This is a genomic window from Streptomyces sp. NPDC045287, assembly GCF_056432325.1.
The window spans coordinates 234,532-259,253 of record NZ_JBWKJG010000009.1 but is presented as its reverse complement, the minus strand read 5'-3'; the positions used below and the strand labels follow the sequence as shown (position 1 = coordinate 259,253).

Sequence of the window (24,722 nt, the reverse complement as noted above, 5' to 3'; positions counted from 1 at the left end):
CCCCCGGCCCCGCCGTTCACATGGTGCGGCGCGGTGCCGGCGGCAGCGCCGCCTGCGCCGGTCCGCCGTGCGGCCGGGCCGCCGCGTAGCCGCCGTACTGCTGCGCCTGCCACCCCTGCCCGTACCCGTGCGTGCCGGTCGTGTGGCCCGGGACGTGACCCGCGGTGCCCTGCCCGCCGTCGACCGGACGGATCGGCGGCAGCGCCCCGAAGGCCCGGAACCTGAGGTCCTCCTCGCCGCTGCGGTCCCCGGGCAGCGCCCGGAACGACCGGCGGTACTCGGAGTACAGCGCGTCGTAGATCGGCGTGGCCGAGTAGGACAGACCGTCCTCCGCCGGGCGCATACCGGGGATGTACTGGTACGGCGGGCGGGACGGCTCGTATGAGTGCTGCACGTAGGTGCCAACGACCCCGCCGCCCGGGAGATGCGGCCCGTACGGGGAAATCGCCTTCCACAGGGCGGGGAGCGGGGTGCCCATCAGGACGTGCCGGCCAGCGGCATGGCGGCGGCGACCAGGCTGCCGTTCGCGGCGGCCTTCTCCAGCGCGTCGCGCAACAGGTCCTCGCGGGGCTGCTGGCCGATGGAGCCGACGGGCGCGGCGAAGACCAGCACCGTGTGCGACTTGTTCGCCGCCGTCCGCCAGCCGTCGGTGACCTGGAGCGGCTGGTGCGCCTGCCACCAGGCGACCGGCTGGCCGCCCGCCGTGCCCGGCTGGAGGATCGCGTGGAGCTGCCCCACGGCGAGCAGGACGGACCAGCCCGCGAGCACCGGCGGCTTCGCGTTCAGGCCGGAGACCGGGAGGAAGCCCTGCTCGATGAGGAGCGGCAGGAACTCGTCCTCCGTGCCGTACGAGCCGGGGCGGGTGATCGGCGCGGTCGGCTCGACGACGAGCGCCGGGTGCAGGTCCCCCTCGATCAGGACCAGACCGCTCGTCACGCCCAGGACCGCCTGCCGGGTGTCCGACGGCACCCGCGCGGACGCCGGCGCGGGCGCGGGCGCAGGGGCGGGCGCGGGCGGCTGCGGCTCCTGACCGGTGATCGACCGGACGGCGCCCTGCAACTGCTCCTCCGAGACCCTGACGACCTGGGAGGGGATGCAGGTGGCGTGGGCGAAGGCGAGGACGGCGGTCTCGTCGCCGACGAACAGCACGGTGCTGGTGCGCTCCTGCTCGGGGTCGCCCGGGGTGCGGCAGGAGGTGCAGTCGTAGCTGCCCGGGGCGTTCTCGCCGGCGAGCAGCCGGTCGGCTTCGTCGTCACCGATCTCGGCGCGTACGTCCTCGCTGACGTCGAGCATGCGCGGCACGGGTGGCTCCTCGGACTCGTTGGTGCGTGCGGTACCGGGCGGGTCCCGGCACATCTCATGACGAGTTCAACGGGTGAGTGCTGGCCGGGGTCACGCGCGCGTGGCGACCGAATCGGGCCGTCCGGCCCGGCCCCGGCACGCCTCCCGGGCGGGCGTCCGGGCGGGTGGCCGGGGTCTGCCGACCGGGTGGGTTCGCGGCGCGGTGGGGCGGCGCGCCGGTGCGGTACGGGAGCGGGGGACGGGGCGGTGCCTAGCGTGGCCCGATGCCGAAGCAGCCGAAACCTTCCCGCACCCCCCGCGCGCGGGTCCGCGCCGCCGCGCCGGCGTCCGCCGCGCTGTTCGCGCTCGCCGTGGCCCTCGCCCCCGTACCGGCCCTGCCGGGGGAGGCGGTCGCATGGGCCTCCCCGCCGTCCGCCTCCGCCGCCTCCGCCGTCCCCGCCGTCCCCGCCGGGGGGCGCCGGGCGGGGGCGACGACGTCCGCCGACTGCCCCGGCGACTGGCCCTGGGGGTGCGTCGCCCTCTGCGAGAGCGGCGGTCGCTGGAACGCCAACACCGGCAACGGCTTCTACGGCGGACTGCAGTTCAAGCAGTCCACCTGGGAGGAGTTCGGCGGCCTGGCGTACGCGCGCCGCGCCGACCTGGCCAGCCGCGTCCAGCAGATCACCGTCGCGCAGGAGGTGCTGCGCTGGCAGGGGTGGAGCGCGTGGCCCACGTGCTCCCGCCGGTACGGGCTGTCCGGCCGGTACCACACCGTCCAGCCGGGCGACACGCTGAGCACGGTGGCGCGGCGGTTCGGCGTCGACGGCGGCTGGCGGGCGCTGTACGCCGCGAACCGGGACGTCGTGGGCGGCGACCCGAACGTCCTCCGGCCCGGCTGGATGCTGCGCCTGCCGTAGGCCCTCCCGCAGGATCCCGGGAGGCGCCGCCCGGTGGCGGTGACCACCGTCCCCGGGGGCGCCGGCCCGCCCGGCGGGGCGTACGCGCGCCGGGCGCCGGCCCGTCCGGCGCGGTGCCCCGGCCGGCCGCTCCGGAGCCGCCGCGCCCGCCCGTCCGCCGCCCCCCGGCGGGACGGCCGCGGCGGCCCGCCCGGGGCGGCGCGGACGAGGGCCGCGCCACCGTCCCCCGGCTCGGCCACCGCCCGTGCGGGCCAAGTACAGTCCACCTCTGACGACCTATCGACCTGGGGGACCCGGCCACGCGATGCACATCTCCTTCCTGCTCCACAACGCGTACGGGATCGGCGGCACCATCCGCACGACCTTCAACCTCGCCGAGGCGCTCGCCGCCCGCCACGACGTGGAGATCGTCTCCGTCTTCCGCCACCGCGACGAGCCGACCCTCGGCGCCCCCGCCGGCGTGACCATGAAGCACCTCGTCGACCTGCGCAAGCACAGCCCCGGGTACGACGGCGACCACCCCGACTACCGGCGGCCCGCCAAGGTCTTCCCGCGCGGCGACGGCCGCTGGAAGCAGTACAGCCGCCTCACCGACACGAGGATCGCCGCGTACCTGAAGGCGGTGGAGGCCGACGTCGTCGTCGGCACCCGCCCCGGGCTGAACGTGCACATCGCCCGGCAGACCCGCCGCGGCCCGGTCCGCGTCGGCCAGGAGCACCTCACCCTCGACAGCCACGGCTACCGGCTGCGCCGCGAGATCGGCTTCCGCTACCCGCTGCTCGACGCCGTCACCACCGTCACCGAGGCCGACGCCCGCTCGTACCGCACCCGGCTGAAGCTGCCCGGGGTCCGCGTCGAGGCCGTCCCCAACAGCGTCCCTGCGCCGGCCGTCGCACCGGCCGACTCCACCGCCAAGTGGGTCGTCGCGGCCGGCCGGCTCACCAAGGTCAAGCGGTACGACCTGTTGGTCGAGGCGTTCGCGAAGGTCGTCGCCGCCCGCCCCGACTGGCGGCTGCGGATCTACGGCTCCGGCGACGCCACCGGCAACGAGAGGAACGCCCTGCGCGCCCTGATCGAACGGCGCGGGCTGCACAACCACGTCTACCTGATGGGCCCCGCCAACCCCCTCGAACCGGAGTGGGTCAAGGGGTCCGTCGCCGCCGTCACCTCCCGCCTGGAGTCCTTCGGCATGACCATCGTCGAGGCGATGCGCTGCGGGCTGCCGGTCGTCGCCACCGACTGCCCGCACGGCCCCCGCGAGATCATCGAGGACGGCGTCGACGGCCGGCTCGTCCCGGTCGGCGACGCGGACGCCGTCGCCGAGGCGCTGCTCGGCCTCATCCAGGACGACGAGCTGCGCCGCCGCGCCGGGCGGGCCGCGCTCGCCGCGTCCCGCCGCTTCGACCCCGTACGGATCGCGGAGCGGCACGAGGCGCTGTTCGCGGAACTGGTCGCCCGCGGGTCCGGCGCCGCCCCCCGCGACCGGGGCCGCGACGCGCTCCACCGCGCGCGGGGCGCCGTCCTCGACGCCGCGTACACGGCCCGCTACAAGGCCGCCGACGTCCTCAGGAAGGGGAAGCCCGCATGACCGGGACCACGCCGGCCACGCCGGCCCCCGAGCACGGCGCCCCGCGCGCCGACTGCGTCGCGGACTCGGCGGGCGGCATCACGTTCGACATAGCGGGCGCCGAGCCGGGGGAACCGGTCCTGCTGCTGCGCCGCCGCGGCGCCGACCCGGCCGAGGAGGCCCGGCTGCCGCTCACCCCGGCCGGCGGGGGCCGGTCGCGCGCCGTCCTGCCCAGCACGGTCGAGCTGGCGGAGGGCCACTGGGACGTGTCCGTCGGAGGCCGCCCGGTGGAGCCCGGCGTCCGCGACGTACGGGCCCTCGTCGACCGCGTCCCCGAGGCGTCCGGGCCGGTCGCCGCGCGCGTCCCGTACCCCACGGCGGACGGCCGGCTCGCCGTCCGGAGCTGGCTGCGCGCCCGGCACGCCGAGGCCGGCGACCTCGTCCTCGGGCCGGGCGGCTGCACCGTCGAGGGCCGGCTGTACGGCGCCGTGCTGGGCGCCGGCGCGGTGGCCGAGGCGCGGTGGGGCGGCGAGGTGCGGGAGGTGCCGGTGGAGGGCGAGGACGGCACGTTCTCCTTCACCCTGCCGTACGGCCCGCTCGCCGGGCCGGCGCCGGACCGCCAGCGCCTGTGGCAGCTGTGGCTGCGGCCCTCCGCCGGCGCCGGGCCGGTGCGGGTGGCCCGGATCCTCGACGACGTGTGGGACCGCAGGAACGTCTTCGTGTACCCGCAGGCCCGGGGCGACGGGTTCCGGGCGGAGCCCTGCTACAGCTCCGACAACGAGCTCTGCGTCCGGGTCACCCCGGTCCCGTAGCGCCCCGGAGGGCGGGAGCCGTCGCGGACCGTACCCGTCCGCGACGGCTGGCAGACTCGCCCCCATGTTGGAGACCTCGGCACGACTGCTGCGCCTGCTGTCCCTGCTCCAGGCCCACCGGGACTGGTCCGGCGCCGCCCTCGCGGAGCGGCTCGGCGTCACCCCGCGCACGGTGCGCCGCGACGTGGACCGGCTGCGGGAGCTGGGCTACCCGGTGCACGCCACGCCGGGCACCGGCGGCGGCTACCAGCTCGGCGCGGGCGCCCGGCTGCCGCCGCTGCTGCTGGACGACGAGGAGGCCGTCGCCGTCGCCGTGGGGCTGCGCACCGCCGCGGGGCGCGGCGTGGAGGGGATCGGCGAGACGTCGCTGCGCGCCCTGGCCAAACTGGACCAGGTCCTGCCCGACCGGCTGCGGCGGCGGGTGAGCGCGCTGACCACGTTCACCGTGCCGGCCATGCGCGCCCCGCGGGAGGGGCAGCAGGCCGACGCGGCGGTCCTCACGGAGCTGGCGGGCGCCTGCCGGGACGGCGAGCGGCTGCGCTTCGCGTACCGGGACCACAACGGCACCACGACCCACCGGACGGCCGAGCCGTACCGGCTCGTGTGCACCGAGCGCCGCTGGTACCTGGTCGCCTGGGACGTGGACCGCGGCGACTGGCGGACGTTCCGCGTCGACCGGATCACCCCGACGCCGCCGCACGGGCCGCGGTTCACGCCGCGCACCCCGCCCGCCGAGGACCTGGCCGCCTACGTGGCGCGGGGCGTCTCCACGGCGGCGTATGTGGCGCGCGCGGTGATCCGGCTGCACGCCTCCGCACAGGAGGCGGCGCAGGTGGTGGGCGTGTCCGACGGGGTCGTGGAGGCCGAGAGCGAGACGACGTGCCTGCTGCACACGGGCGCGTGCGGCCTCGACGTGCTCGTGGTGCACGTGGCGCTGATGGGCCTGGAGTTCGAGGTGGTGGAGCCGAGCGAGCTGGTCGGCCACCTCAGTTCGGTTCGAGACCGCCTGACCCGCGCCCTGGACCGCTCGGCCGCTCGGCCGGGTCCGCCGGGGCGTCCCGCTCCGGACGCTGGTACGTCGCGTGCTCCGGGTGGTGCAGGTCGAACGCCGGGGACTCCGACCGGATGAGCGGGACGTGCCGGAAGTTGTGCCGGGGCGGCGGGCAGGACGTCGCCCACTCCAGCGACCGACCGAACCCCCAGGGGTCGTCGGTCCCGACCTCCGTGCCGTACTTGGCGGTCCGCCAGACGTTGTACAGGAACGGCAGCGTGGAGGCGCCCAGCAGGAACGCGCCGATGGTGGAGGCCGTGTTGAGCGCGGTGAAGCCGTCGGCGGCGAGGTAGTCCGCGTACCGGCGGGGCATGCCCTCCGCGCCGAGCCAGTGGTGCACCAGGAAGGTCAGGTGGAAGCCGGTGAACAGCGTCCAGAAGTGGATCTTCCCCAGTCGCTCGTCCAACATCTTCCCGGTGAACTTCGGCCACCAGAAGTGGAAGCCGGCGAACATCGCGAAGACCACCGTGCCGAAGACCACGTAGTGGAAGTGGCCGACGACGAAGTACGTGTCGGTGACGTGGAAGTCCAGCGGGGGAGAGGCCAGCAGGACGCCCGTCAGCCCGCCGAAGAGGAACGACACGAGGAAGCCGACCGCCCACAGCATCGGCGTCTCGAAGCTGAGCGACCCCTTCAGCATGGTCCCGGTCCAGTTGAAGAACTTCACCCCGGTCGGCACGGCGATCAGGAAGGAGAGGAACGAGAAGAACGGCAGCAGCACCGCCCCGGTGGCGAACATGTGGTGCGCCCACACGACCACCGACAGACCGGTGATGGCCGTCGTCGCGGCGACCAGCGTCAGATAGCCGAAGATCGGCTTCCGGGAGAAGACCGGGACGATCTCGGTGATGATGCCGAAGAACGGCAGCGCGATGATGTACACCTCGGGATGGCCGAAGAACCAGAACAGGTGCTGCCACAGCAGCGTCCCGCCCCACTGCGGGGCGAACACCAGGGACCCCAGCCGCCGGTCCGACTCCAGCACCAGCAGCGCCGCCGCGAGCACGGGGAACGCGACCAGCACCAGCACCGAGGTGAACAGGACGTTCCAGGTGAAGATCGGCATCCGGAACATCGTCATCCCCGGCGCCCGCATCCCGATGATCGTCGCCAGGAAGTTGACCGCGCCGAGAATCGTGCCGAACCCGGACAGCGCCAGGCCCATGATCCACAGGTCGGCGCCGACCCCGGGCGTGTGGACCTGCGAGTTCAGCGGGGCGTACGCGAACCAGCCGAAGCTCGCCGCCCCGGTCGTCACGAGCAGCGATCCGAGCACGATCAGCCCGCCGAAGAGGAACAGCCAGTAGGCGAGCATGTTCAGCCGGGGGAAGGCCACGTCGGGCGCGCCGATCTGCAGCGGCACGATCTCGTTGGCGAACCCCGCGAAGGTCGGCGTCGCGAACAGCAGCAGCATGATCGTGCCGTGCATCGTGAACGCCTGGTTGAACTGGTCGTTGCTGATCAACTGTAGTCCGGGGCGGGCCAGCTCCGCGCGCATCAGCAGCGCCATCGCCCCGGCGACCAGGAAGAAGCCGAACGACGTGATCAGGTAGAGGTGACCGATCTTCTTGTGGTCGGTGGTCGTCAGCCAGGCGACCACCATCCGGCCGCGCCGCCGGACCGGCGGTGGCACGGCGGTCGCCCGGACGGTGTCGGTCCCCATCAGCACCCCTCCGCATCGGCTCCTCGTCGGCCCGGTCCCGCCCCACGATGCTCGCGGCCCCCTTCCCGGATCGCCCGCGTTCACGCCGTCCGGAGGTGCGGGAATTCTGTGGAGAGCCCGTGGAACAAACGTGTCCGGTGGTGTTCGGGTGACGCCGTTCGGGGGAATTCCCAAGCCGCCGAATGCGGGCCGCCCGGCCTTCGGGGAATTACCGCGGAACGCCTCCGGCGGGCCCTGCGGGCACGGAAACGTCCGATAATCGTGGCCCGGGTGTCTGTGACATACATGTGACGGGCCGCGTACGGGAGGATGGCGATACCCGTGCGGGGGCGCCTACGGTGAGGCCATGGCACCGATACCCGCGACACCCCCCGCACGGCCCGACGAACCCGGCGCGTACGTCGGCCTCGACGACCGCGAGGCCAAGCGCCGGGCCCGCTCCCGGGGCTGGACGACCGTACGGGCGCTGCCGCCCGGCTCCGTCATCACGCTCGAGTACGTGGAGGGCCGGATCAACTTCGAGGTGCGCGACCACACCGTCGTCCGCTGCTGGGTGGGCTGACCCCTGCCCCGCGCCGTCCGCCCCCGTCCCGCGCCTTCCGCCCCCGCCCTGCGCCTTCCGCCTCCGTCCCCGTGCCGTCCGCCCGACGGCACGGGAAGGGCCCCGGCACGTGGCCGGGGCCCTTCCTCGCGTACGTACCGTCGCCGGCGGCTCAGCCGCCCGTCACCGGGCGGGAGCGCGGCGGTCTGCGGCTGCCCGCCGGGGTGACCGGCATCCGCTCGGAACGCAGCACCGCGTGCGTGCGGGGCTGCGACAGCGTCGTACGGATGCTCGCGGCGTGCGTCCCGGCGCCGACCGCCCCGGCACCCGCCGCCGGTTCGCGCACCGGCTCCGCCGGGGGCTCGGCGGCCGGCCGCCGCGGCTGCGCGTCCGGCAGCGGCCCGGCGGCCGCCACCGGTGCCACGGGCCGTACCGGAGCGGGCGCGGGGCGGCGCTCCCGCAGCCGGCCGCGCACCCGGTCGCGCACCTGGTCCCGAGCGGCGAGGAGCACCGCCTCCGCGCGCGCGATCAGCGGCTCGCACCACGGCAGGCCCAGCAGGATCAGCAGACCGGCGGCCCAGCCCAGGAGCACGTCGCTCAGCCAGTGCGTACCGAGGTAGACGGTGGTGAGGCCGACGCCCAGGGCGACCACGGCGGAAAGGGCCGACAGATAGCGGCGCGCCCGCGGCGTGGTGGCCAGGTAGGAGAGGATGCCCCAGGTCACCACGGCGTTGGCGGTGTGCCCGGAAGGAAATATATCGCCGCCCGCGAACAGTTCGGCCGAGCCGATCTGCGTCGCGTAATGCGGGCCGAGCCGGCCCAGGCCGATCTTCACGGCACCCACCGTGACGTTCAGCAGCAGCAGCGCCGTGCCCAGCACGAGCAGCGGGCGCAGCGTGTGCTGCCGCCACGACCGCCAGCCGAGCCAGGCCGCCACCATCACCGCGGTCGGGCCGCGCTGGCCGAGCACCACGAAGTAGTCGAGCGGCGCGTGCAGCTCCGGCCACTGCTGGTACGGCCGGAAGAGCATGACCTTCCAGTCGATGAGCACCAGCCACGTCGACGCGAGCACGGCCACGACGATGGCCAGGTAGAACACGGACGTCCCGCCGAAGAGGGCAAGACGCGTGCGGCTCATCCGCGGGCTCTCTATCTTCGGCGGTTCCGGCTCCCGGTCCAGACGGGCAAAGATGTCGGTACGCACGCAATCGACGTTACAGGGAGTGAGTGTCGGGCCAGGCCGATCCGGTCTCTTTGTGATGACGATGTGATGTGGAGTGGGTCTCGGCGGCTGTTTATCCGATGCTTATCCAAAATGCGCCGGGGCAGGTCGCCCTAATGTCGGGAGCGGTTCTTCCGTAACCGTGTTTGTCCGCCGGAGGAAAACCCGCCGCGCTCCGCCGCACGGGGAATTCGTACGCCGTTCGGGCCACCGGGGGCGTGTCGCGACGGGCGGTCCGCGTGGCGCACGCCACACTCCCGGGCGCGTTCCGGTGAGAGCTGGGCCACGCACCACCCGCCCCACGTCACGTAGGCTGACGTCTCGCTCGCCCGCCCCCGGAGAGCCGGACGCATCCGGCCGGGGACCCCCTGTTGCCGGGCCGCCCCGCGGAACGTCCCCTTCCCCGGCCGGTGCCCGCCGAGCGCGAGAGTTCCACGCGGGAGGTACCTACATGTCGGGAACGGCCACTGCCGGAGCGCGTCTGCGTGCCGCCGGCGGCGGTGCCAACCGCTGGGTCGTCCTGTTCGTCCTCTGTGTGAGCCTGCTGCTGGTCGCGCTGGACGCGACCGTCCTCCACGTCGCCGTCCCCGCGGTCACCGAGGACCTCCGGCCCAGCTCCACGGCCCTGCTCTGGATCGTCGACGCCTACCCGCTCGTCTGCGCCTCGCTGCTGATCCTCTTCGGCACGCTGGGCGACCGGGTCGGGCGGCGGCGCGTCCTGCTCGGCGGCTACGCCCTCTTCGGCGCGGCGTCCGCCGTCGCCGCGCTGGCCGACACGCCGGCGGTGCTCATCGCCGCCCGCGTGCTGCTCGGCGTCGGCGGCGCGATGATCATGCCGGCCACGCTCTCCCTGCTGCGCGCCGTCTTCCCCGACCGGCGCGAACGGGCCACGGCCATCGGCATCTGGACGGCCGTCGCCGCGGTCGGCGCCGCCACCGGCCCCGTGCTCGGCGGGTTCCTGGTCGAGCACTTCTGGTGGGGCTCGGTCTTCCTCGTCAACATCCCCCTGATGGCCCTGATCCTCCCGGCCGGCCGCTGGCTGCTGCCCGAGTCGCGGGGGAGCGGCGACGGGCCGTGGGACGTCCTGGGCGCGCTGATGGCCGCCGCCGGTGTCCTCGGCGTCGTCCTCGGCGTCAAGCGGACCGGCGCGGGCGACCCCGTCCTGAGCGCCGCCACGCTCGGCCCGCTGCTCGCCGGCGCCGTGCTGCTCGTCCTCTTCGTCCGCCGGCAGCGCCGCCACGCCCATCCGCTCATCGACATGCAGATGTTCTCGCGGGCCGCGTTCACCACGTCCGTCGGCTGCATCGTGCTCGCCATGCTGGCGCTGGTCGGCCTGGAGCTGATCGCCGTCCAGTACCTCCAGCTGATCCTGGGCCTGAGCCCCCTGGAGACCGGGCTGCGGCTGCTGCCGCTGACGTTCGCCGCGATGGCCGCCGGCGCCACCGGCTCGTACACCCTCGCCCGCCTCGGTCCGCGCCGGATGGTCGCCGGCGGCTTCGTCCTCACCGCCGGGTCCGTGCTGCTGCTCGTCCTCATGGGGCAGCACGACCGGCCGCTGCTGCTGACCGCGGGCTTCGTCCTGCTCGGCTTCGGCCTGCAGACCACGCTGTTCGCGGCGTACGAGTCGATGCTCAGCGAGGCGCCCGCCCGCAGCGCGGGCGGCGCGGCGGCCATCGGCGAGACGTCCTACCAGCTCGGCGCGGGCATGGGCATCGCCCTGCTCGGCAGCGTCATGAACGCCGCGTACGCCCCCGGCCTCACCGGCGTCCCCGGCGTCCCCGCCGGGGCGGGCGCCGCCGCCGCCAACTCGCTGGGCGAGGCCTACCAGGTGGCGGCCCGGCTCGGCGGCGCGGCCGGCGAGGCGCTGCACTCCGCCGCGCGTCACGCCTTCGTCCACGGGTTGCACGTCACGCTGGTGGTGAGCGCGGGGCTGCTGCTCGCCGGGGCGGTGATGGCGCTGCGCCTGCCGCGGGTGATGGACGCGCAGGCGGGCGGCCCCGCCGACGACGACGGCCCGGGGGACCGCACCGTCCCCGCGGCCCGCGACGCGCACGGCGCGCCGGACGCGCGGCGGGTGCCCGCGCGGCGCGCCCCGGCGGAACCGGCCGGCTCTGGACGCGCGGCACACTGAGCCGTAACGTCGGCGCCCAGCTCGACTATCAACGGTAGTTTTCCCGTCGTCTCCCTGGTGAGCCAGTTGCCGGAGGTCCGTATGCCCGCACCCGCGAAGCTCCCGCCGTTCGACCCGGACGACCCGCTCGGCGTCGACGACCTGCTCGACCCGGAGGACCTCGCCGTCCGCGACACGGTCCGCGGCTGGGCCGCCGAGCGGGTGCTGCCGCACATCGCCGAGTGGTACGAGCGGGGCGAGCTGCCCGTCATCCGCGAACTCGCCCGGGAGCTCGGCGCGCTCGGCGCGCTCGGCATGTCCCTGGAGGGGTACGGCTGCGCCGGGGCGAGCGCCGTCCAGTACGGGCTGGCCTGCCTGGAGCTGGAGGCCGCGGACTCCGGGATCCGCTCCCTCGTCTCCGTCCAGGGCTCCCTCGCCATGTACGCGATCTGGAAGTACGGCTCCGAGGAGCAGAAGCGGCACTGGCTGCCGTCCATGGCGGCGGGCGAGACGATCGGCTGCTTCGGCCTCACCGAACCGGACCACGGCTCCGACCCGGCCGCCCTGCGCACGTACGCCCGGAGGGACGGCACGGACTGGATCCTCAACGGCCGCAAGATGTGGATCACCAACGGATCGGTCGCCGGGGTCGCCGTCGTCTGGGCGCAGACCGACGAGGGGATGCGCGGCTTCGCCGTCCCGACCGACGCCCCCGGCTTCTCCGCGCCGGAGATCAAGCACAAGTGGTCGCTGCGGGCCAGCGTCACCAGCGAGCTGGTGATGGACGACGTACGGCTGCCCGCCGACGCGGTCCTGCCCGGCGTGACCGGGCTGAAGGGCCCGCTCGGCTGCCTGACGCACGCCCGGTACGGGATCGTGTGGGGCGCCATGGGCGCGGCGCGGGCCTCGTTCGAGGCGGCGCTCGACTACGCGCGGACGCGGGAGCAGTTCGGGCGGCCCATCGGCGGCTTCCAGCTCACCCAGGCCAAGCTCGCCGACATGGCGGTGGAGCTGCACAAGGGCGTCCTGCTCGCCCACCACCTGGGGCGGCGGATGGACGCGGGGCGGCTGCGCCCCGAACAGGTCAGCTTCGGCAAGCTGAACAACGTGCGGGAGGCGATCGGGATCTGCCGCACGGCCCGGACGATCCTCGGCGCCAACGGGATCTCCCTGGAGTACCCCGTCATGCGGCACGCCACGAACCTGGAGTCGGTGCTCACCTACGAGGGCACCGTCGAGATGCACCAGTTGGTGCTGGGCAAGGCGCTCACCGGTCTCGACGCCTTCCGATGAGCGGCCCCGCCCTCAGCTCTGGTTGAAGAAGCCGTCCTGGGCGCGGCCCCCGGGTTCCCCGGTGAGGACCTGCGTGTCCGCGGGTGTCAGCAGGAAGACCCGGGTGGCCACCCGCTCGATGGAGCCGTGCAGGCCGAAGGTCAGGCCGGCGGCGAAGTCCACCACGCGCTTGGCGTCGTCCGGTTCCATGGTGGTGAGGTTCATGATGACCGGGATGCCGTCGCGGAACAGCTCACCGATCGCCCGGGCGTCGCGGAAGCCGGCGGGCGACACGGTGGCGATCCGGCGGCCCTCCTCCCGGGCGCTCTCGGAGGCGACCCGCACGCGGGGGTCGGTCACCCAGGCGTCGCCGCTCTCGGCGGTCTCGGCGTACTCGTCGTCGTAGTAGCGCTCGTCGTTGTCCTCGACGAGTCCCAGCCAGGCACTCGCCTTGCGTACCGATCCCATGGACGCCTCCTTTCAACGTGGTCACGTGTGGTTCCGCACCCCTATGGTCGTCCATGATGCGGATCGCGCGCCAAGTGGATAGCCGCCGAGCGAGCGTTTCGTGACGGTACTGGTGCAGAAGATATGGCGATTCGTCAGGATACTTGCTGCGTAACGGGCTTCTTATACCCCAAATATGAAATTCACACCGGGCGGGCGAGTCGGCGCGCGTACGGGTGAACGGACCCCCGGCTACGATGCCCAGCGCGTACGGATCCAGTCACGGGGGAGCACATGTTCGGTATCGTCAGGCCCTGTTCGCACCGGCTCGCGGAAGGGCTCCGGACGGAGTGGATGGCGCACCTGTGCGGGCTCTGCCTCGCCCTGCGCGCCGACCACGGCCAGTTCGCCCGCGTCGCCACCAACTACGACGGGCTCGTCGTCTCGGTCCTGACGGAGGCCCAGACCGTGCGCACCGCCGCCGCCCGGCGCACCGCCGGCCCCTGCCCGCTGCGCGCGATGCGCACCGCGCCCGTCGCGCGCGGCGAGGGCGCCCGGCTGGCCGCCGCCGTCTCCCTGGTGCTCGCCTCGGCGAAGGTGCGGGACCACGTCGCCGACCGCGACGGGCTGCTGGCCCGCCGCCCGGTGGCCGCGGCCGCCCGCCGGGTCGCGCGCCGCTGGGACGCCGCGGGCACCCGGGCCGGGCGGGAACTCGGCTTCGACACGGCGGTCCTGCTCGACGCGGTCGACCGGCAGACCGGTGTCGAGGCGCTGGCCCGGCCCGGCACGCCCCTGCTGGCGGTGACCGAGCCGACCGAGACGGCCACCGCCGCCGCCTTCGCGCACACCGCGGTCCTCGCCGGCAGGCCGGGGAACGCCGCGCCCCTCGCGGAGGCCGGCCGGCTGTTCGGGCGCCTCGCCCACCTGCTGGACGCCGTCGAGGACCTGGAGGCCGACACGGCGTCGGGCGCCTGGAACCCGCTCACCGCGACCGGTACGTCACTCACCGAGGCGCGGCGCCTCGCGGACGACGCCGTGCACGGCGTGCGCCTCGCGCTGCGGGACGCCGAGTTCGTCGACGACCGGCTGCTGCACCAGCTCCTCGTGCACGAGCTGCGGCGATCGGTGGACCGCGCGTTCGCCGCGCCGTCCTGCTCGCACCAGGGGTACGGCGCGCCCGGCGCGCCCCTGCCCCCGCACGGCCACGCCCACCAGGGCGGGGGCCAGGCCCCCGGCCCGTACGGCTCCTTCAACCCGTACGGGGGCGGCGGGCCGGGCGGTCATGGTGGTCTCGGCGGTCATGGTGGTCACGGCGGGTCCGGCGGGGGACGCGGCGGGTCGGGCGGGTCGGGCTTCGGCGGCGAGGGGCCGCGACAGAAGCCGCCACGCGGGCTCCTCGCCGGCTGCGCCGTTTTCGTCGGCCTCTTCTGCACCTGCCGGATCTGCTGCGCGGAGGAGTACGAGGGGCCCTGGTCCCGCAAGAAGCGCGAGGGCTGCTGCCGCGACTGCGACAGTTGCAGCTGCGACTGCTGCTGCCCCTGCGACGGCTGCTGAGGCCGTACGCGCACCGGCGCCCCGTACGCGCACCGGCCGGTTCCGCGACGGGGCGGGAGCGGCCCTCAGGCCGCGCCCCGGCCCGTCGCGGGGGCGCTCGCCGGGCACGGCGCGCAAACCGGCGGACCCCGGCACGGGAACCGGGAAGGCCCCCGGTCCCGGGAGCACCGGGGCCGGGGGCCCGCGCGGGATCGGGGCCGGTCAGGCCCTGTCCGCGCCGGCCGGCGGCGCGTCCCCGGTGCCGTCGCCGCGGCGCAGCGACGACACGACCAGGGTGACCACCGTCCCGGCGACCGCCCAGACGGACAGCGCCTGGAGCGGCCCGGAGACGGCGTTGCCCCGGAAGTACGCGATGGACCGCGCCGCCCAGGTGCCCGCGCCCGGCGGCAGGCCGGGGCCGATCGTCCGCCAGAAGTCGGGCAGCATGGGGCCGGGGAACGCGCCGCCCGCGCTCGGGTTGCCGGCGATCACGATCAGCAGCACGGCCAGCCCGATGCCGACGATGCCGGTGAGCGCCTGGAGGGCCAGGGTGACCGCGCCGACCGAGAAGACCACCAGCGCGCCCAGCCCCCACAGGGCGGCGACGCTCCCGGGCAGCGCGCCGAGCACCGGGCCGACGATGATCGCGCCGCCCAGCCCGCCGAGGAGCGCGGAGAGCGCCAGGGCGGCGAGCCGGATGACCGCGCGCCGGGTGTTGGCGGGCCGGGAGCCCGCGCTGATGGCCAGGATCGACGCGAGCAGATAGCCGCCCACGCACCACCCGACGACCAGGTAGAAGGCGGACAGGCCGTCGAAGTCCCGCTCGGAGGCGGGGGCCACGTCCACCGTCCGGACCGTGCGGCCCTGGGGTCGTTCGACCTCGGTGGCGATCCGCTCCAGGGCGGTCGCCAGGACCGTACCGCCGCCGGAGGCGACCAGCAGGGTGTCGGTGGTGCCCGCCGGATCGACGACCAGGGCGCCGTCGATCTCCCGGTCCGTGATCCGCCGCCGCGCCTCGGCCTCGTCGGACAGCACCCGCGGGTCGAGCGGGTCGCCGGGCAGCGCGGCGAGGCGGTCGGCCGTCCGCTCGGCGGCGGGGCCCGGCGCGACCACGCCGAAGGGCACGTCCGTGGGCCTCGGGTCGTGCAGGGCGCCCACGTAGGACGCGATGAACAGCAACTGGAGCGCCAGCACGCCGACGACCAGCAGGGCGGCCCTGGGCGTGACGGCGCTTCGCACCTCGGCGGCGAGCGTCATGCCCCCACGCTCCGGTCAGGCCGGGGTTCCCGCAGGCGGTGCGGGGCCGAATGGCTGAGCCCCGGCCGCCGGACCCGCCGCCCGGACCCGCCGCCCAGCCGCCGCCGCGTTCGCCCGCCCGCTGCCGCCCGCCACGTCCGACCGCCGCCCGCCGGACCCGCCGCCACCGCGCCCGCCGTCACCGTGCCTGTTCGCCGCCCGCCGCCGACGCGCCCGGCCGCCGTGTTCGCCCGCCCGCTGCCGCCGCCACGTCCGGCCGCCGCCAGTCCGCCGCCCCGCGGCACGTCCTGCGCGCCCGGCCGCCGCCCTCGTCCTGCCCCGCCGGCGCTCAGCCCACCCGCCGGTAGCGGCGCTCCGGGCGGCCCGTCCCGCCGTAGCGGAGGGTGACCTCGGCGCGGCCCGTCTCCGCGAAGTACTCCAGGTAGCGGCGGGCGCTCACCCGGGACAGGGAGCCCGCCTCCGCGCACTCCGACGCGGACAGCCCCGCGGGGTGCTCGCGCAGGACGCGGTCCACCAGGTCCGCCGTGTGCGCGGCCAGCCCCTTCGGCAGCTCCCGCGACGCGCGGGGCCGGGTGCCGAAGATCCGGTCGACGTCCTCCTGGCGGGCCTCGTCCAGCGCGGCGAGACGCGTACGCACGGACGCCGCGTGCAGCAACTGCTCCCGCAGCGCCGCCTGGCTGAACGGCTTGATCAGGTAGTGCAGCGCGCCCGCCCGCAGCGCCGAGCGGACCGTGGCCGCGTCCCGCGCGGCCGTGATGAACAGGGCGTCCGCGTGCGCGCCGCCCCGCCCGGCGCGCTCCTCCTCCGCCCGTACCGCCCGCAGCACCTCGATGCCGTCCATGTCGGGCAGGTACACGTCGAGCAGCAGCAGGTCGGGGCGCAGCTCACGGGCGGCGCGCAGCGCGTCGGCGCCGCTGTGCGCGACCCCGGCGACCGTGAAGCCGTCCACCGCGGACACGTAGCGGCTGTGCAGCTTGGCGACCATGAAGTCGTCGTCGACCACCAGCACCCTCGTCATTCCCCGAACGCTAGGCCGCGACCACAACGACCACAACGTCCGTTGATTGCGGAACGGAGACATGTTCTTAACGCGCGGGCAACATGTGGGCCATCTCCCGGAACCCAGAACCGAAAGGCGGCACCCGTGCGACTGCGCACCCCCCTCGCCCTGCTCGGGGCGGCACTGCTGGTGCTCGTGGGGCCGCCGCTGCTTCAGCCCGGCAGCGGCTCCGACACCGGCACCCACATCCCCGGCCTGCGCCTCATGGTCCCCAACACGCCCGGCGGCGGCTACGACATCACCGCCCGCACCGTCGCGAAGAACGCCGAGGACGCCGGCCTGACGCGCAACGTCGAGGTCTTCAACCTGCCCGGCGCGGGCGGCACCGTCGGCCTCACCTCGCTCGTCAGCGAACACGGCGACGGCAGGCTCGCCATGTCCATGGGTCTCGGCGTCGTCGGAGCCGTCCACACGAACAACGCGCCCAAGACCCTCGCCGACACCACGCCCATCGCCCGGCTCACCGAGGAGCAGGACATCGTGGTGGTGTCCAAGCACTCCCCGTACCGGACCCTGCGCGACCTGCTCTCCGCCTGGAAGGCCGACCCCGGTGGGCTGCCCGTCGGGGGCGGCTCGTCCCCGGGCGGCCCCGACCACCTCGCGCCGATGCTGATGGCGCAGGCGGCCGGCATCCCGCCGAAGGCGGTCAACTACGTCCCCTTCGACGGCGGCGGCGAGCTCCTCGCCTCGATCCTCGGTGACAAGGTGGCCTTCGGCGTCTCCGGCGTCGGCGAGTACCTCGACCAGATCAAGGCGGGCGAGCTGCGCGTCCTCGCCGTCACCGGCGCCGAGCGCGTCCCCGGCGTCGACGCGCCCACCCTCCGCGAGTCCGGCCTCGACACCGAGTTCACCAACTGGCGCGGCATCGTCGCCCCGCCCGGCCTCACGGACGCCGAACGCGACAAGCTCGTCACCCTCGTCACGAAGCTGCACGCCTCCCCGCAGTGGCGCGCGTCCCTGGAGAAGAACGGTTGGACCGACGCGTTCCTCGCCGGCGAGGAGTTCGGCGCCTTCCTCGACGCGCAGGACCAGCGCGTCGCCGACGTCCTGAAGGAGCTCGGACTGTGACCGCCCCCGCGACCCGTGACCGCCGCGCCTGGCTCCGCGACCACTCCGAACTCGGCGTTTGCGCCTTCCTCTTCCTCCTGGGCGTCCTCGTCCTCACCGACGCCGTCACGATGAGCGTCGACCTCACCCAGCGTGGCCCCGTCGGTCCCCGCACCGTGCCCCTCGTCGTCGGCGCCGGGCTGCTCCTCGTCGCCGTCCTCCTCACCGTCGACGTGCTGCGCGGAGGGCGCGGCGAGGCCGAGGGCGGCGAGGACGTCGACCTGTCCGAGCCCACCGACTGGCGGACCGTGCTGCTCCTGGCCGGGGTGTTCCTCGGCAACGCCGTCCTCATCGGCCCGCTCGGCTTCCCCGTCTCCGGCGCGCTCCTCTTCTGGGGCTGCGCGTACGCCCTCGGCAGCCGCCGCACCGACCGCGACCCGCTCATCGCGGCGGCCCTGTCCTTCGTCACGTACCTCGTCTTCGACCACCTGCTCGGCGTTCCGCTCCCCGGCGGGCCGCTCATGGGAGTGATCTGATGGATTCCCTGAACTCCCTCGTCGAGGGCTTCGGCACCGCCCTCACCCCCCTCAACCTGCTGTGGGCGGCGGTCGGCGTCCTCCTCGGCACCGCCATCGGCGTCCTGCCCGGCATCGGCCCCGCCATGGCCGTCGCGCTGCTCCTGCCCGTCACGTACGGGCTGGAGCCGACCGGCGCGTTCATCATGTTCGCCGGCATCTACTACGGCGCCATGTTCGGCGGCTCCACCACCTCGATCCTGCTGAACACGCCCGGCGAGAGCGCCGCCGTCGTCGCCGCGATCGAGGGCAACCCCATGGCCAAGGCGGGCCGCGGCGCCCAGGCGCTCGCCGCCGCGGCCGGCGGCCACTTCGCCGGCGGCCTGATCGGCACGGTCCTGCTGGTCGCGCTCGCCCCCGTCGTCGCCGCGCTCGCCGTCGACATCGGCGCCCCCGACTACTTCGCGATCATGGTGCTGGCCTTCATCGCCGTCACCTCCGTCCTCGGCTCGTCCCGCGTCCGCGGCCTGGCGTCCCTGCTGATCGGCCTCACCCTCGGCCTCGTCGGCCTCGACGGGACGACCGGCCAGGCCCGCCTCACCTTCGGTTCGCTCCAGCTCGCCGACGGCGTGGACGTGGTCATCGTCGCGGTCGGCCTCTTCGCCATAGGCGAGGCCCTGTGGGTCGCCGCGCACCTGCGCCGCCACGGCGCCGACGCCATCCCGGTCGGCCGGCCCTGGCTGGCCCGGGCCGACCTGAGGCGCGTCTGGAAGCCGTGGCTGCGCGGCCCGCTCGTCGGCTTCCCGTTCGGTGCGATCCCGGCCGGCGGCGCCGAGATCCCGACGTTCCTGTCGTACGTCACCGAGAAGCGGCTCTCCCGGCACAAGGACGAGTTCGGGCGCGGCGCCATCGAGGGCGTGGCCGGGCCCGAGTCCGCCGCCTCCGCCTCCGCCGCGGGCACCCTCGTCTCGATGCTCACCCTGGGCCTGCCCACGACGGCCGTCGCCGCCGTCATGCTCGCCGCGTTCCAGCAGTACGGCATCCAGCCGGGCCCCCTGCTGTTCGAACGCGAGCCGCAGCTCGTGTGGGGCCTGATCGCGTCCCTGTTCGTCGGGATGGTGCTCCTGCTGGCGCTGAACCTGCCGCTCGCCCCGGTGTGGGCGAAGCTGCTGCGAGTGCCCCGCCCCTACCTGTACGCGGGCATCCTGTTCTTCGCCGCGGTCGGCGCGTACGCGGTCGGCGGCGAGGCGCTGGACCTGGTGGTCCTGCTCGTCATCGGCCTCATCGGGTTCGGCATGCGCCGCTACGGCCTGCCGGTGCTGCCCGCCGTGATCGGCGTCATCCTCGGCCCGGCCGCCGAACAGCAGCTGCGCCGCGCCCTCCAGATCAGCGACGGCAGCCTCACCGGTCTCGTCAACACGCCGTTCTCCCTCGCCGTCTACGCCGTGGTCGCGCTCCTGCTGGCCTGGCCCCTGATCGCGAAGGTGATCAACCGGCGCCGTAACCTGACGGCATGACGGACACCCCCGCGGACGGCATCCGCCCCGCCGCCCCCGCCGACACGCCCGCGGTGAAGGCCGTCACCGACGCGGCCTACCGCCCCTACATCGACCGGATCGGCCTCGTACCGGCCCCGATGGAGGCCGATCACGCGGCGGACGTGGCCGCGGGGCGGGTGTTCGTCGCGGGGGAGCCGGTGCGGGGCCTGGTCGTCGTCCGCACCGAGCCCGACCACCTGTACCTCGACTCGATCGCCGTGCACCCCGACGTCCGGGGCACCGGCCTCGGCCGGCGCCTCCTCGCCTTCGTCGAGGACCGCGCCCGCGCCCTGGGCCTGCCCCAGGTGCGCCTGCTGACGAACGCGATGATGTGGGAGAACCGGAGGATGTACGAGCGGTACGGCTACGAGGTCGTCGAGCGCCGCAAGGACGGCCCCTACGACCGCTTCCACTACCGCAAGTCGCTGCCCTGACGGGCCAGGGCCTCCAACGCGTCCAGCGCCTCCACCGCGCGGGCCGCGGCGTGCGGGTCGCGCGCCGCGAGGCCGCTCGCCGCGAACTCGTCCTCGTCCAGGCGCAGCACCAGCCGCCGGTCCGCCGACACCCACAGGTCCAGGTCCAGGTCCTCCACGACCACCTCCGCGGCCGTGATCCGCGCGGGCCGGGTGATGTCGCAGTACCAGCCCTTCGGCGTGCCGTCCGCGGCCCGCACCTCCTTCACGGAGTACCACCGGTCCCGCCCGTAGTGCTCCGTGAACACGTCGCCGGGCTCGAACCGCACGAAGCCGAAGTCCCGCACGCCCTCGCCCGCCCAGGCGGCGCGGACTGTCAGCACCGCGCCGTCGTCACGGACCACCTCCGCCCGGTACCGGATCTTCGTACGCCCCGCCTTGACGAGGACGACGTCAACCGAGCGTGCGGACATGGCGCACCTCCGTGGCGCAGATCCCGTAGCCGAACCACCGGTTGATCGCCAGCATCGGCCCGTTCGCGCCGTCGTTGCTCGTGTACGCGTCGGTGAGCCCGGCGGCGCGGGCGCGGCGCAGCGAGTCCGCCTTGGCCAGCTTCGCCAGGCCCCGGCCGCGGTGGGCGCGCAGGGTGCCGGTCATGCCGGAGACGTAACGGGTCTCGCGGTCCGTGTGGGCGGCGGTGTAGGAGGCCACCCGGCCGTCCACCGTCACGACCGTGGACAGGTGGCGGTCGAACAGGGGGTTGTTCCAGGTGTGGCGCACCCAGTCGTCGAAGTCGTCGAGGACCGCGGCGATGTCGCCCGGCTCGTCGGCCGTCGCCTCCGCGTCCGCCTCGAACAGCGGCCGGGGGTCGTCCTCGTAGTCGGCGGCCGTGCGCAGCGCGACTCCGGGCGGGAGCGCGCCGGGCGGCTCGGGGAGGGCGGCGCGGGCCAGGTCCAGGTGCTGGAAGTGCGCGGTCCGCGTGGGACGGTAGCCGCGCTTCGCGGCGAACGCGGTGCTGTGCGGGTCGTCCCGCACCCAGGCGTGGACCGTCGTGGCCCCGTGGGCCGCCAGGTGCTCCTCGGCGGTGCGCAGCAGCGACCCGCCCGCGCCCCGGCCGCGGTGGTCCGGGTGGACGTTCGGCGTGACGTACCCCTGGCCGGGGACGCCGCTGTCGTACGCGATGCCGGCGTAGGCGGTCCCGACGACCTCGCCGTCCTCCTCGGCCACCAGCAGGCGGAACCGCTTCGCGGGGTTGGCGCTCTCGACGTCGAAGAGGACCGAACGGGGCGTCACCGCCAGGAACGGCACGGTGGCGCGGCGGGACCGGACCACCGCCTCGGCGTCCCCGGGGTGGAAGTCACGGATGATGACGGCCATGGGACGGCACGTTACGGGGCCCGGGCCGTGACCGCCTCCCCATTTCCGCGCGGTGGGGAACAATCGGCCCGTGACCGTGAAACTCTCCGTCGACGCCGGGTCGTCGACCGCCCCCTACGAACAACTGCGCGCCCAGATCTCCGAGCAGGCCCGCTCCGGCCGCCTCCCGGCCGGCTACAGGCTGCCCACCGTCCGGGGCCTGGCGGAGGAGCTGGGCCTCGCCGCGAACACCGTCGCCAAGGCGTACCGGGCGCTGGAGGCGGACGGCGTGATCGAGACCCGGGGGCGCGCCGGCACGTTCGTCGCGGCGGCCGGCGACGCCGCCGGACGCCACGCCGCCGCGGCGGCCGCCGCCTACGCACGGGAGGCCCGCCGCCTGGGCCTGACCCAGGCCGAGGCCGGGGCGGCGGTGGCGGACGCCCTGCGCGCCGTGTACGGGGCGTGAGCCGGCGGGGAGCCCCGCGAGGGGCCCCTACGGGTGGAGCTGTACGGGCGGAGCCCTACAAGTACAGGCCCGCGCCCGCGTTCCGCGGCTCCGGGAGGGAGGTGGGGCCGGTGCCGCGCCGCAGGGCGTACAGCTCCGCGAGGGTGGCGCCGTCGCGGCCGACGCCCTCCTCCCCGCCCAGCCAGGCGACCGCCTCGGCGCGGGTCAGCGGCCCGACCTCGACGCGGGCCAGGCACCGGCCGGGCCGGACGACCGCCGGGTGCAGCCGCTCCAGGTCCTCGTTGGTGGTGACGCCGACGAGGACGTTGCGGCCCTGTCCCAGCAGCCCGTCCGTCAGGTTCAGCAACCGCGACAGGGCCTGCCCCGCCGTGTGCTTGGCCTCGCCGCGGATCAGTTCGTCGCAGTCCTCCAGGAGCAGCAGTCGCCAGCGGCCCTCCGCCGTGCCGTCGTCCTCGCCGATCGCGATGTCCATCAGGTAGCCGGTGTCCCCGAACAGCCGCTCCGGGTCGAGGACGCAGTCCACCTGGCACCAGTCCCGCCACGACCGGGCGAGCGTGCGCAGCGCGGACGTCTTGCCCGTGCCGGGCGGGCCGTGCAGGAGCAGCAGCCGGCCCGCGACGTCGTCGGGCGTGACCTTCATCAGCCGGTCCAGCGCGTCCGCGACGGGCGCGGTGTAGTTGGGCCGCACCTCGTCCCAGGCGCCGGCGGCGATCTGGCGGGTCGTCCGGTGCGGGCCGCGCCGCGGGGACAGGTACCAAAAGCCCATGGTGACGTTGTCGGGGCGCGGTTCGGGCTCGTCCTGGGCGCCGTCCGTGGCCTCGGCCAGGACCCGTTCGGCCAGGGCGTCGTCGACGGCGGTGACGGTGACGTCCGCGCCCCGGTTCCAGCGGGACACGAGCAGCGTCCAGCCCTCGCCCTCCGCGAGGACGGCGCTGCGGTCGTCCGCGCGGGCGGACCGCAGCACCGTCGCTCCCGGCGGGAGCAGCGTCGAGCCCGACTTGACCCGGTCGAGGCTGCGGCTGCGCGAGTGCGGCTGCTCGCCGGTGGCGAAGCGGCCGAGGAACAACGCGTCGACCACGTCGGAAGGGGAGTCGCTGTCGTCGACGGTGAGCCGGATCGGCAGTGCGTCCTGCGGGTTGGCTGACATGCGCCCATGATCCGGCACACCCGTCGTTCCCGCACCGGTTTTCACCCTCCGCCACGCCGCCGTGGCTCCCCGCGGCACAGGTAGAGGCAAAGGAGGGGCGGAGGGGAGGCAGAGGAGGGGCAGGGGAGGGGCGGGGTGGCGCGGGAGAGGGGCGCACGGGTGGGGCCGACTCCACCGGTGCGCGCCGGAGTTGGCGGTGCGGGTGGAGCGCCGTGGGACGCGCACCCCGAAAGAGGGAATGTGCAGGCGATTACCGTCGCGACTATTGGCATGCACACGCCGTCACTGCTACCAAGGGGCAGGCAGTGATCCCGCGACAGGGGGTTCCATGAAAACGTCCCGCGTTGCCGCACTCGCGTCCTCGCTCCTCCTCGGCGCCGCCCTCACCCTCACCGGTGCGGGGGCCGCACAGGCCGACTCCTCGGCCGCCGCCGTCGACTACGTGGCCCTCGGCGACTCCTACTCCTCCGGCGTCGGAGCCGGCGCGTACGACAGCGCCAGCGGCTCCTGCAAGCGCACGCCCCGCGCCTACCCCGCCCTCTGGGCGGCGGCCAACGCCCCCTCGTCGTTCGCGTTCACCGCCTGCTCGGGCGCCCGCACGGCCGATGTGACGGCCGGCCAGCTCGGGCCGCTCAACAGCGGGACGGACCTCGTCTCCCTGACCGTCGGCGGCAACGACGCCGGCTTCGCCGACGTCATGACGACCTGCGTCCTCCAGTCCGAGGCCACCTGCATCCAGCGCGTCAACGAGGCCAAGGCGTTCGTCGACACGACGCTGCCCGGGCGCCTCGACACCGTGTACCGCGCCATCCGCGGCAAGGCCCCGTCCGCCCGGGTCGTCGTCCTCGGCTACCCCCGGTTCTACCAGCTGAACGGCACCTGCGTCGCCGGCCTCACGGAGAACGAGCGGCGCGCCATCAACGGCGCCGCCGACCACCTCAACGCCGCCACCGCCAAGCGCGCCGCCGACCACGGCTTCACCTTCGGCGACGTCGTCCCCACCTTCACCGGCCACGAGATCTGCTCCGGCTCGGCGTGGCTGCACAGCGTCAACTGGCTCAACATCGGCGAGTCGTACCACCCCACGGCCGCGGGCCAGTCGGGCGGCTACCTCCCGGTCCTCAGAAACGCCGCGTAGGCGCGGACGCGTCGCCCGGCCCGGCGGCGGGGGCACGACCGCGCCCCGCCGCCCGCACCTTCCGGACCGCGACCCTCCGCCCCGGTACCCCGCCACGGGCCCGCCACACCACGCCCGCGCGGTTTTCGTCCGGCACGCGGCCGGCAGCGATCCGCCACCGGCCTTTCCCTGCCCGTGCCTTGGCCCGCGAGGCCCCTTCACCGGGACGGCACCGTCCGGCAGGGGGTCGTCCAACTCGCCCCGGAATCGGCCGTATTCGGAGAGTCACCGTCAACCCCCGTATCCACGTGGTGAATCCCGACACCGGGATACACGACTGCGAGGCGGGGACGATAGGGTTAACGTTGGCCCGGGCCGGGTGCCCTTGTA

The 24,722-nt window shown here is 74.8% G+C and carries 23 protein-coding genes and 1 pseudogene; 14 read left to right on the top strand and 10 right to left on the bottom strand.

All coding sequences use genetic code 11. The annotated features are described in order from the left end of the window. Window positions 1-16 precede the first annotated feature (16 nt). On the bottom strand, window positions 17-394 hold the full coding sequence (locus AC07D6_RS17820; RefSeq protein WP_479045283.1) for a hypothetical protein: 378 nt from the start codon (window positions 392-394) through the stop codon (window positions 17-19). An 83-nt stretch (window positions 395-477) separates the two neighbouring features. Continuing rightward, the gene (locus AC07D6_RS17815; protein ID WP_479045280.1) at window positions 478-1,302 is read right to left on the bottom strand and encodes a hypothetical protein; all 825 of its coding nucleotides are present in this window, start codon (window positions 1,300-1,302) and stop codon (window positions 478-480) included. Window positions 1,303-1,565: 263 nt separating this feature from the next. Between AC07D6_RS17815 and AC07D6_RS17810 the strand changes: the two genes are divergently transcribed. The 4 genes from AC07D6_RS17810 (at window position 1,566) to AC07D6_RS17795 (ending at window position 5,706) form a co-directional block, all read left to right on the top strand. After that, complete coding sequence (locus AC07D6_RS17810) at window positions 1,566-2,198, top strand: transglycosylase family protein (protein WP_479045278.1); 633 nt, start codon at window positions 1,566-1,568, stop codon at window positions 2,196-2,198. 304 nt (window positions 2,199-2,502) lie between these two features. Continuing rightward, the gene (locus AC07D6_RS17805) at window positions 2,503-3,786 is read left to right on the top strand and encodes a glycosyltransferase family 4 protein (RefSeq protein WP_315881229.1); all 1,284 of its coding nucleotides are present in this window, start codon (window positions 2,503-2,505) and stop codon (window positions 3,784-3,786) included. After that, complete coding sequence (locus AC07D6_RS17800) at window positions 3,783-4,577, top strand: hypothetical protein (protein ID WP_479045275.1); 795 nt, start codon at window positions 3,783-3,785, stop codon at window positions 4,575-4,577. Before AC07D6_RS17805 ends, AC07D6_RS17800 begins: the two co-directional genes overlap by 4 nt. 64 nt (window positions 4,578-4,641) lie before the next feature. Then, the gene (locus tag AC07D6_RS17795) at window positions 4,642-5,706 is read left to right on the top strand and encodes a helix-turn-helix transcriptional regulator (protein WP_479045272.1); all 1,065 of its coding nucleotides are present in this window, start codon (window positions 4,642-4,644) and stop codon (window positions 5,704-5,706) included. Here AC07D6_RS17795 and ctaD read toward each other — a convergent pair. After that, window positions 5,597-7,291, bottom strand: a pseudogene (gene ctaD, locus AC07D6_RS17790) (aa3-type cytochrome oxidase subunit I); the annotation flags it as partial. The gene AC07D6_RS17795 and the pseudogene ctaD overlap by 110 nt on opposite strands. Window positions 7,292-7,637: 346 nt before the next feature. Between ctaD and AC07D6_RS17785 the strand changes: the two are divergent. Further along, window positions 7,638-7,853: an I78 family peptidase inhibitor gene (locus tag AC07D6_RS17785; RefSeq protein WP_479045270.1), complete on the top strand. Its 216-nt coding sequence runs from the start codon at window positions 7,638-7,640 to the stop codon at window positions 7,851-7,853. A 151-nt stretch (window positions 7,854-8,004) separates the two neighbouring features. On the opposite strand, the gene AC07D6_RS17780 is transcribed toward AC07D6_RS17785, so the two are convergent. Further along, window positions 8,005-9,036 carry a phosphatase PAP2 family protein gene (locus AC07D6_RS17780; protein ID WP_315881225.1) on the bottom strand — a complete coding sequence of 344 codons (1,032 nt, stop codon included), beginning with the start codon at window positions 9,034-9,036 and terminating at the stop codon, window positions 8,005-8,007. A 469-nt stretch (window positions 9,037-9,505) separates the two neighbouring features. Between AC07D6_RS17780 and AC07D6_RS17775 the strand changes: the two genes are divergently transcribed. Together AC07D6_RS17775 and AC07D6_RS17770 are read left to right on the top strand one after the other, a co-directional pair. Then, a complete protein-coding gene (locus AC07D6_RS17775) occupies window positions 9,506-11,185 on the top strand; it encodes an MFS transporter (RefSeq protein WP_479045267.1) in 1,680 nt (559 codons plus the stop codon). Window positions 11,186-11,266: 81 nt separating this feature from the next. Further along, a complete protein-coding gene (locus AC07D6_RS17770; protein ID WP_479045265.1) occupies window positions 11,267-12,457 on the top strand; it encodes an acyl-CoA dehydrogenase family protein in 1,191 nt (396 codons plus the stop codon). 12 nt (window positions 12,458-12,469) lie between these two features. On the opposite strand, the gene AC07D6_RS17765 is transcribed toward AC07D6_RS17770, so the two are convergent. Then, window positions 12,470-12,904: a cell division protein SepF gene (locus AC07D6_RS17765; protein WP_315881222.1), complete on the bottom strand. Its 435-nt coding sequence runs from the start codon at window positions 12,902-12,904 to the stop codon at window positions 12,470-12,472. Window positions 12,905-13,177: 273 nt separating this feature from the next. On the opposite strand from AC07D6_RS17765, the gene AC07D6_RS17760 reads away from it, so the two are divergent. Next, window positions 13,178-14,437 (top strand): DUF5685 family protein, encoded by a 1,260-nt coding sequence (locus AC07D6_RS17760; RefSeq protein WP_479045262.1) that lies wholly within the window; start codon window positions 13,178-13,180, stop codon window positions 14,435-14,437. A 201-nt stretch (window positions 14,438-14,638) separates the two neighbouring features. Here AC07D6_RS17760 and AC07D6_RS17755 read toward each other — a convergent pair whose 3' ends face one another. Together AC07D6_RS17755 and AC07D6_RS17750 are read right to left on the bottom strand one after the other, a co-directional pair. After that, the gene (locus tag AC07D6_RS17755) at window positions 14,639-15,673 is read right to left on the bottom strand and encodes a YhgE/Pip domain-containing protein (RefSeq protein WP_479045260.1); all 1,035 of its coding nucleotides are present in this window, start codon (window positions 15,671-15,673) and stop codon (window positions 14,639-14,641) included. Between the two features lie 328 nt (window positions 15,674-16,001). Beyond that, on the bottom strand, window positions 16,002-16,691 hold the full coding sequence (locus AC07D6_RS17750) for a response regulator (RefSeq protein WP_315881219.1): 690 nt from the start codon (window positions 16,689-16,691) through the stop codon (window positions 16,002-16,004). A 126-nt stretch (window positions 16,692-16,817) separates the two neighbouring features. Between AC07D6_RS17750 and AC07D6_RS17745 the strand changes: the two genes are divergently transcribed. Genes AC07D6_RS17745 through AC07D6_RS17730 form a run of 4 tightly spaced genes read left to right on the top strand, consistent with a single transcriptional unit; the run spans window position 16,818 to window position 20,267 of the window. Next, a complete protein-coding gene (locus AC07D6_RS17745) occupies window positions 16,818-17,801 on the top strand; it encodes a Bug family tripartite tricarboxylate transporter substrate binding protein (protein ID WP_315881218.1) in 984 nt (327 codons plus the stop codon). Then, window positions 17,798-18,316 carry a tripartite tricarboxylate transporter TctB family protein gene (locus AC07D6_RS17740; RefSeq protein WP_479045255.1) on the top strand — a complete coding sequence of 173 codons (519 nt, stop codon included), beginning with the start codon at window positions 17,798-17,800 and terminating at the stop codon, window positions 18,314-18,316. Before AC07D6_RS17745 ends, AC07D6_RS17740 begins: the two co-directional genes overlap by 4 nt. Beyond that, complete coding sequence (locus AC07D6_RS17735; protein ID WP_315881216.1) at window positions 18,316-19,812, top strand: tripartite tricarboxylate transporter permease; 1,497 nt, start codon at window positions 18,316-18,318, stop codon at window positions 19,810-19,812. The genes AC07D6_RS17740 and AC07D6_RS17735 overlap by 1 nt, the downstream gene beginning before the upstream one ends. After that, window positions 19,809-20,267 (top strand): GNAT family N-acetyltransferase, encoded by a 459-nt coding sequence (locus tag AC07D6_RS17730; RefSeq protein ID WP_315881215.1) that lies wholly within the window; start codon window positions 19,809-19,811, stop codon window positions 20,265-20,267. The genes AC07D6_RS17735 and AC07D6_RS17730 overlap by 4 nt, the downstream gene beginning before the upstream one ends. Here the strand turns inward: AC07D6_RS17730 and AC07D6_RS17725 are convergent. Both AC07D6_RS17725 and AC07D6_RS17720 read right to left on the bottom strand, forming a co-directional pair. Further along, complete coding sequence (locus AC07D6_RS17725; RefSeq protein ID WP_315881214.1) at window positions 20,246-20,719, bottom strand: ribonuclease FAU-1 family protein; 474 nt, start codon at window positions 20,717-20,719, stop codon at window positions 20,246-20,248. The two genes, AC07D6_RS17730 and AC07D6_RS17725, sit on opposite strands and share 22 nt — an antisense overlap. Beyond that, window positions 20,700-21,623, bottom strand: coding sequence for a GNAT family N-acetyltransferase (locus AC07D6_RS17720; RefSeq protein ID WP_479045251.1), 924 nt, complete (start codon window positions 21,621-21,623; stop codon window positions 20,700-20,702). The genes AC07D6_RS17725 and AC07D6_RS17720 overlap by 20 nt, the downstream gene beginning before the upstream one ends. A gap of 70 nt (window positions 21,624-21,693) precedes the next feature. Here AC07D6_RS17720 and AC07D6_RS17715 point away from each other — a divergent pair, with 70 nt between their 5' ends. Next, window positions 21,694-22,068: a GntR family transcriptional regulator gene (locus AC07D6_RS17715; protein ID WP_479045248.1), complete on the top strand. Its 375-nt coding sequence runs from the start codon at window positions 21,694-21,696 to the stop codon at window positions 22,066-22,068. Window positions 22,069-22,123: 55 nt separating this feature from the next. Here the strand turns inward: AC07D6_RS17715 and AC07D6_RS17710 are convergent, their stop codons facing one another. After that, entirely contained in the window at window positions 22,124-23,215 is a 1,092-nt protein-coding gene (locus AC07D6_RS17710; protein WP_315881211.1) for a DUF5925 domain-containing protein, read from the bottom strand. 328 nt (window positions 23,216-23,543) lie between these two features. Between AC07D6_RS17710 and AC07D6_RS17705 the strand changes: the two genes are divergently transcribed. Further along, window positions 23,544-24,353 (top strand): SGNH/GDSL hydrolase family protein, encoded by an 810-nt coding sequence (locus AC07D6_RS17705; RefSeq protein WP_315881210.1) that lies wholly within the window; start codon window positions 23,544-23,546, stop codon window positions 24,351-24,353. The last annotated feature ends 369 nt before the right edge of the window (window positions 24,354-24,722 follow it).

Bases quoted from the DNA above. Each gene is read 5' to 3' on its own strand.
- AC07D6_RS17800 (WP_479045275.1), top strand. From the start codon at position 3,783: ATGACCGGGACCACGCCGGCCACGCCGGCCCCCGAGCACGGCGCCCCG.
- AC07D6_RS17755 (WP_479045260.1), bottom strand. From the start codon at position 15,673: ATGACGCTCGCCGCCGAGGTGCGAAGCGCCGTCACGCCCAGGGCCGCC.
- AC07D6_RS17705 (WP_315881210.1), top strand. From the start codon at position 23,544: ATGAAAACGTCCCGCGTTGCCGCACTCGCGTCCTCGCTCCTCCTCGGC.
- AC07D6_RS17720 (WP_479045251.1), bottom strand. From the start codon at position 21,623: ATGGCCGTCATCATCCGTGACTTCCACCCCGGGGACGCCGAGGCGGTG.
- AC07D6_RS17805 (WP_315881229.1), top strand. From the start codon at position 2,503: ATGCACATCTCCTTCCTGCTCCACAACGCGTACGGGATCGGCGGCACC.
- AC07D6_RS17785 (WP_479045270.1), top strand. From the start codon at position 7,638: ATGGCACCGATACCCGCGACACCCCCCGCACGGCCCGACGAACCCGGC.
- AC07D6_RS17725 (WP_315881214.1), bottom strand. From the start codon at position 20,719: ATGTCCGCACGCTCGGTTGACGTCGTCCTCGTCAAGGCGGGGCGTACG.
- AC07D6_RS17810 (WP_479045278.1), top strand. From the start codon at position 1,566: ATGCCGAAGCAGCCGAAACCTTCCCGCACCCCCCGCGCGCGGGTCCGC.
- AC07D6_RS17775 (WP_479045267.1), top strand. From the start codon at position 9,506: ATGTCGGGAACGGCCACTGCCGGAGCGCGTCTGCGTGCCGCCGGCGGC.
- AC07D6_RS17710 (WP_315881211.1), bottom strand. From the start codon at position 23,215: ATGTCAGCCAACCCGCAGGACGCACTGCCGATCCGGCTCACCGTCGAC.
- AC07D6_RS17765 (WP_315881222.1), bottom strand. From the start codon at position 12,904: ATGGGATCGGTACGCAAGGCGAGTGCCTGGCTGGGACTCGTCGAGGAC.
- AC07D6_RS17770 (WP_479045265.1), top strand. From the start codon at position 11,267: ATGCCCGCACCCGCGAAGCTCCCGCCGTTCGACCCGGACGACCCGCTC.
- AC07D6_RS17735 (WP_315881216.1), top strand. From the start codon at position 18,316: ATGGATTCCCTGAACTCCCTCGTCGAGGGCTTCGGCACCGCCCTCACC.
- AC07D6_RS17730 (WP_315881215.1), top strand. From the start codon at position 19,809: ATGACGGACACCCCCGCGGACGGCATCCGCCCCGCCGCCCCCGCCGAC.
- AC07D6_RS17795 (WP_479045272.1), top strand. From the start codon at position 4,642: ATGTTGGAGACCTCGGCACGACTGCTGCGCCTGCTGTCCCTGCTCCAG.
- AC07D6_RS17760 (WP_479045262.1), top strand. From the start codon at position 13,178: ATGTTCGGTATCGTCAGGCCCTGTTCGCACCGGCTCGCGGAAGGGCTC.
- AC07D6_RS17750 (WP_315881219.1), bottom strand. From the start codon at position 16,691: ATGACGAGGGTGCTGGTGGTCGACGACGACTTCATGGTCGCCAAGCTG.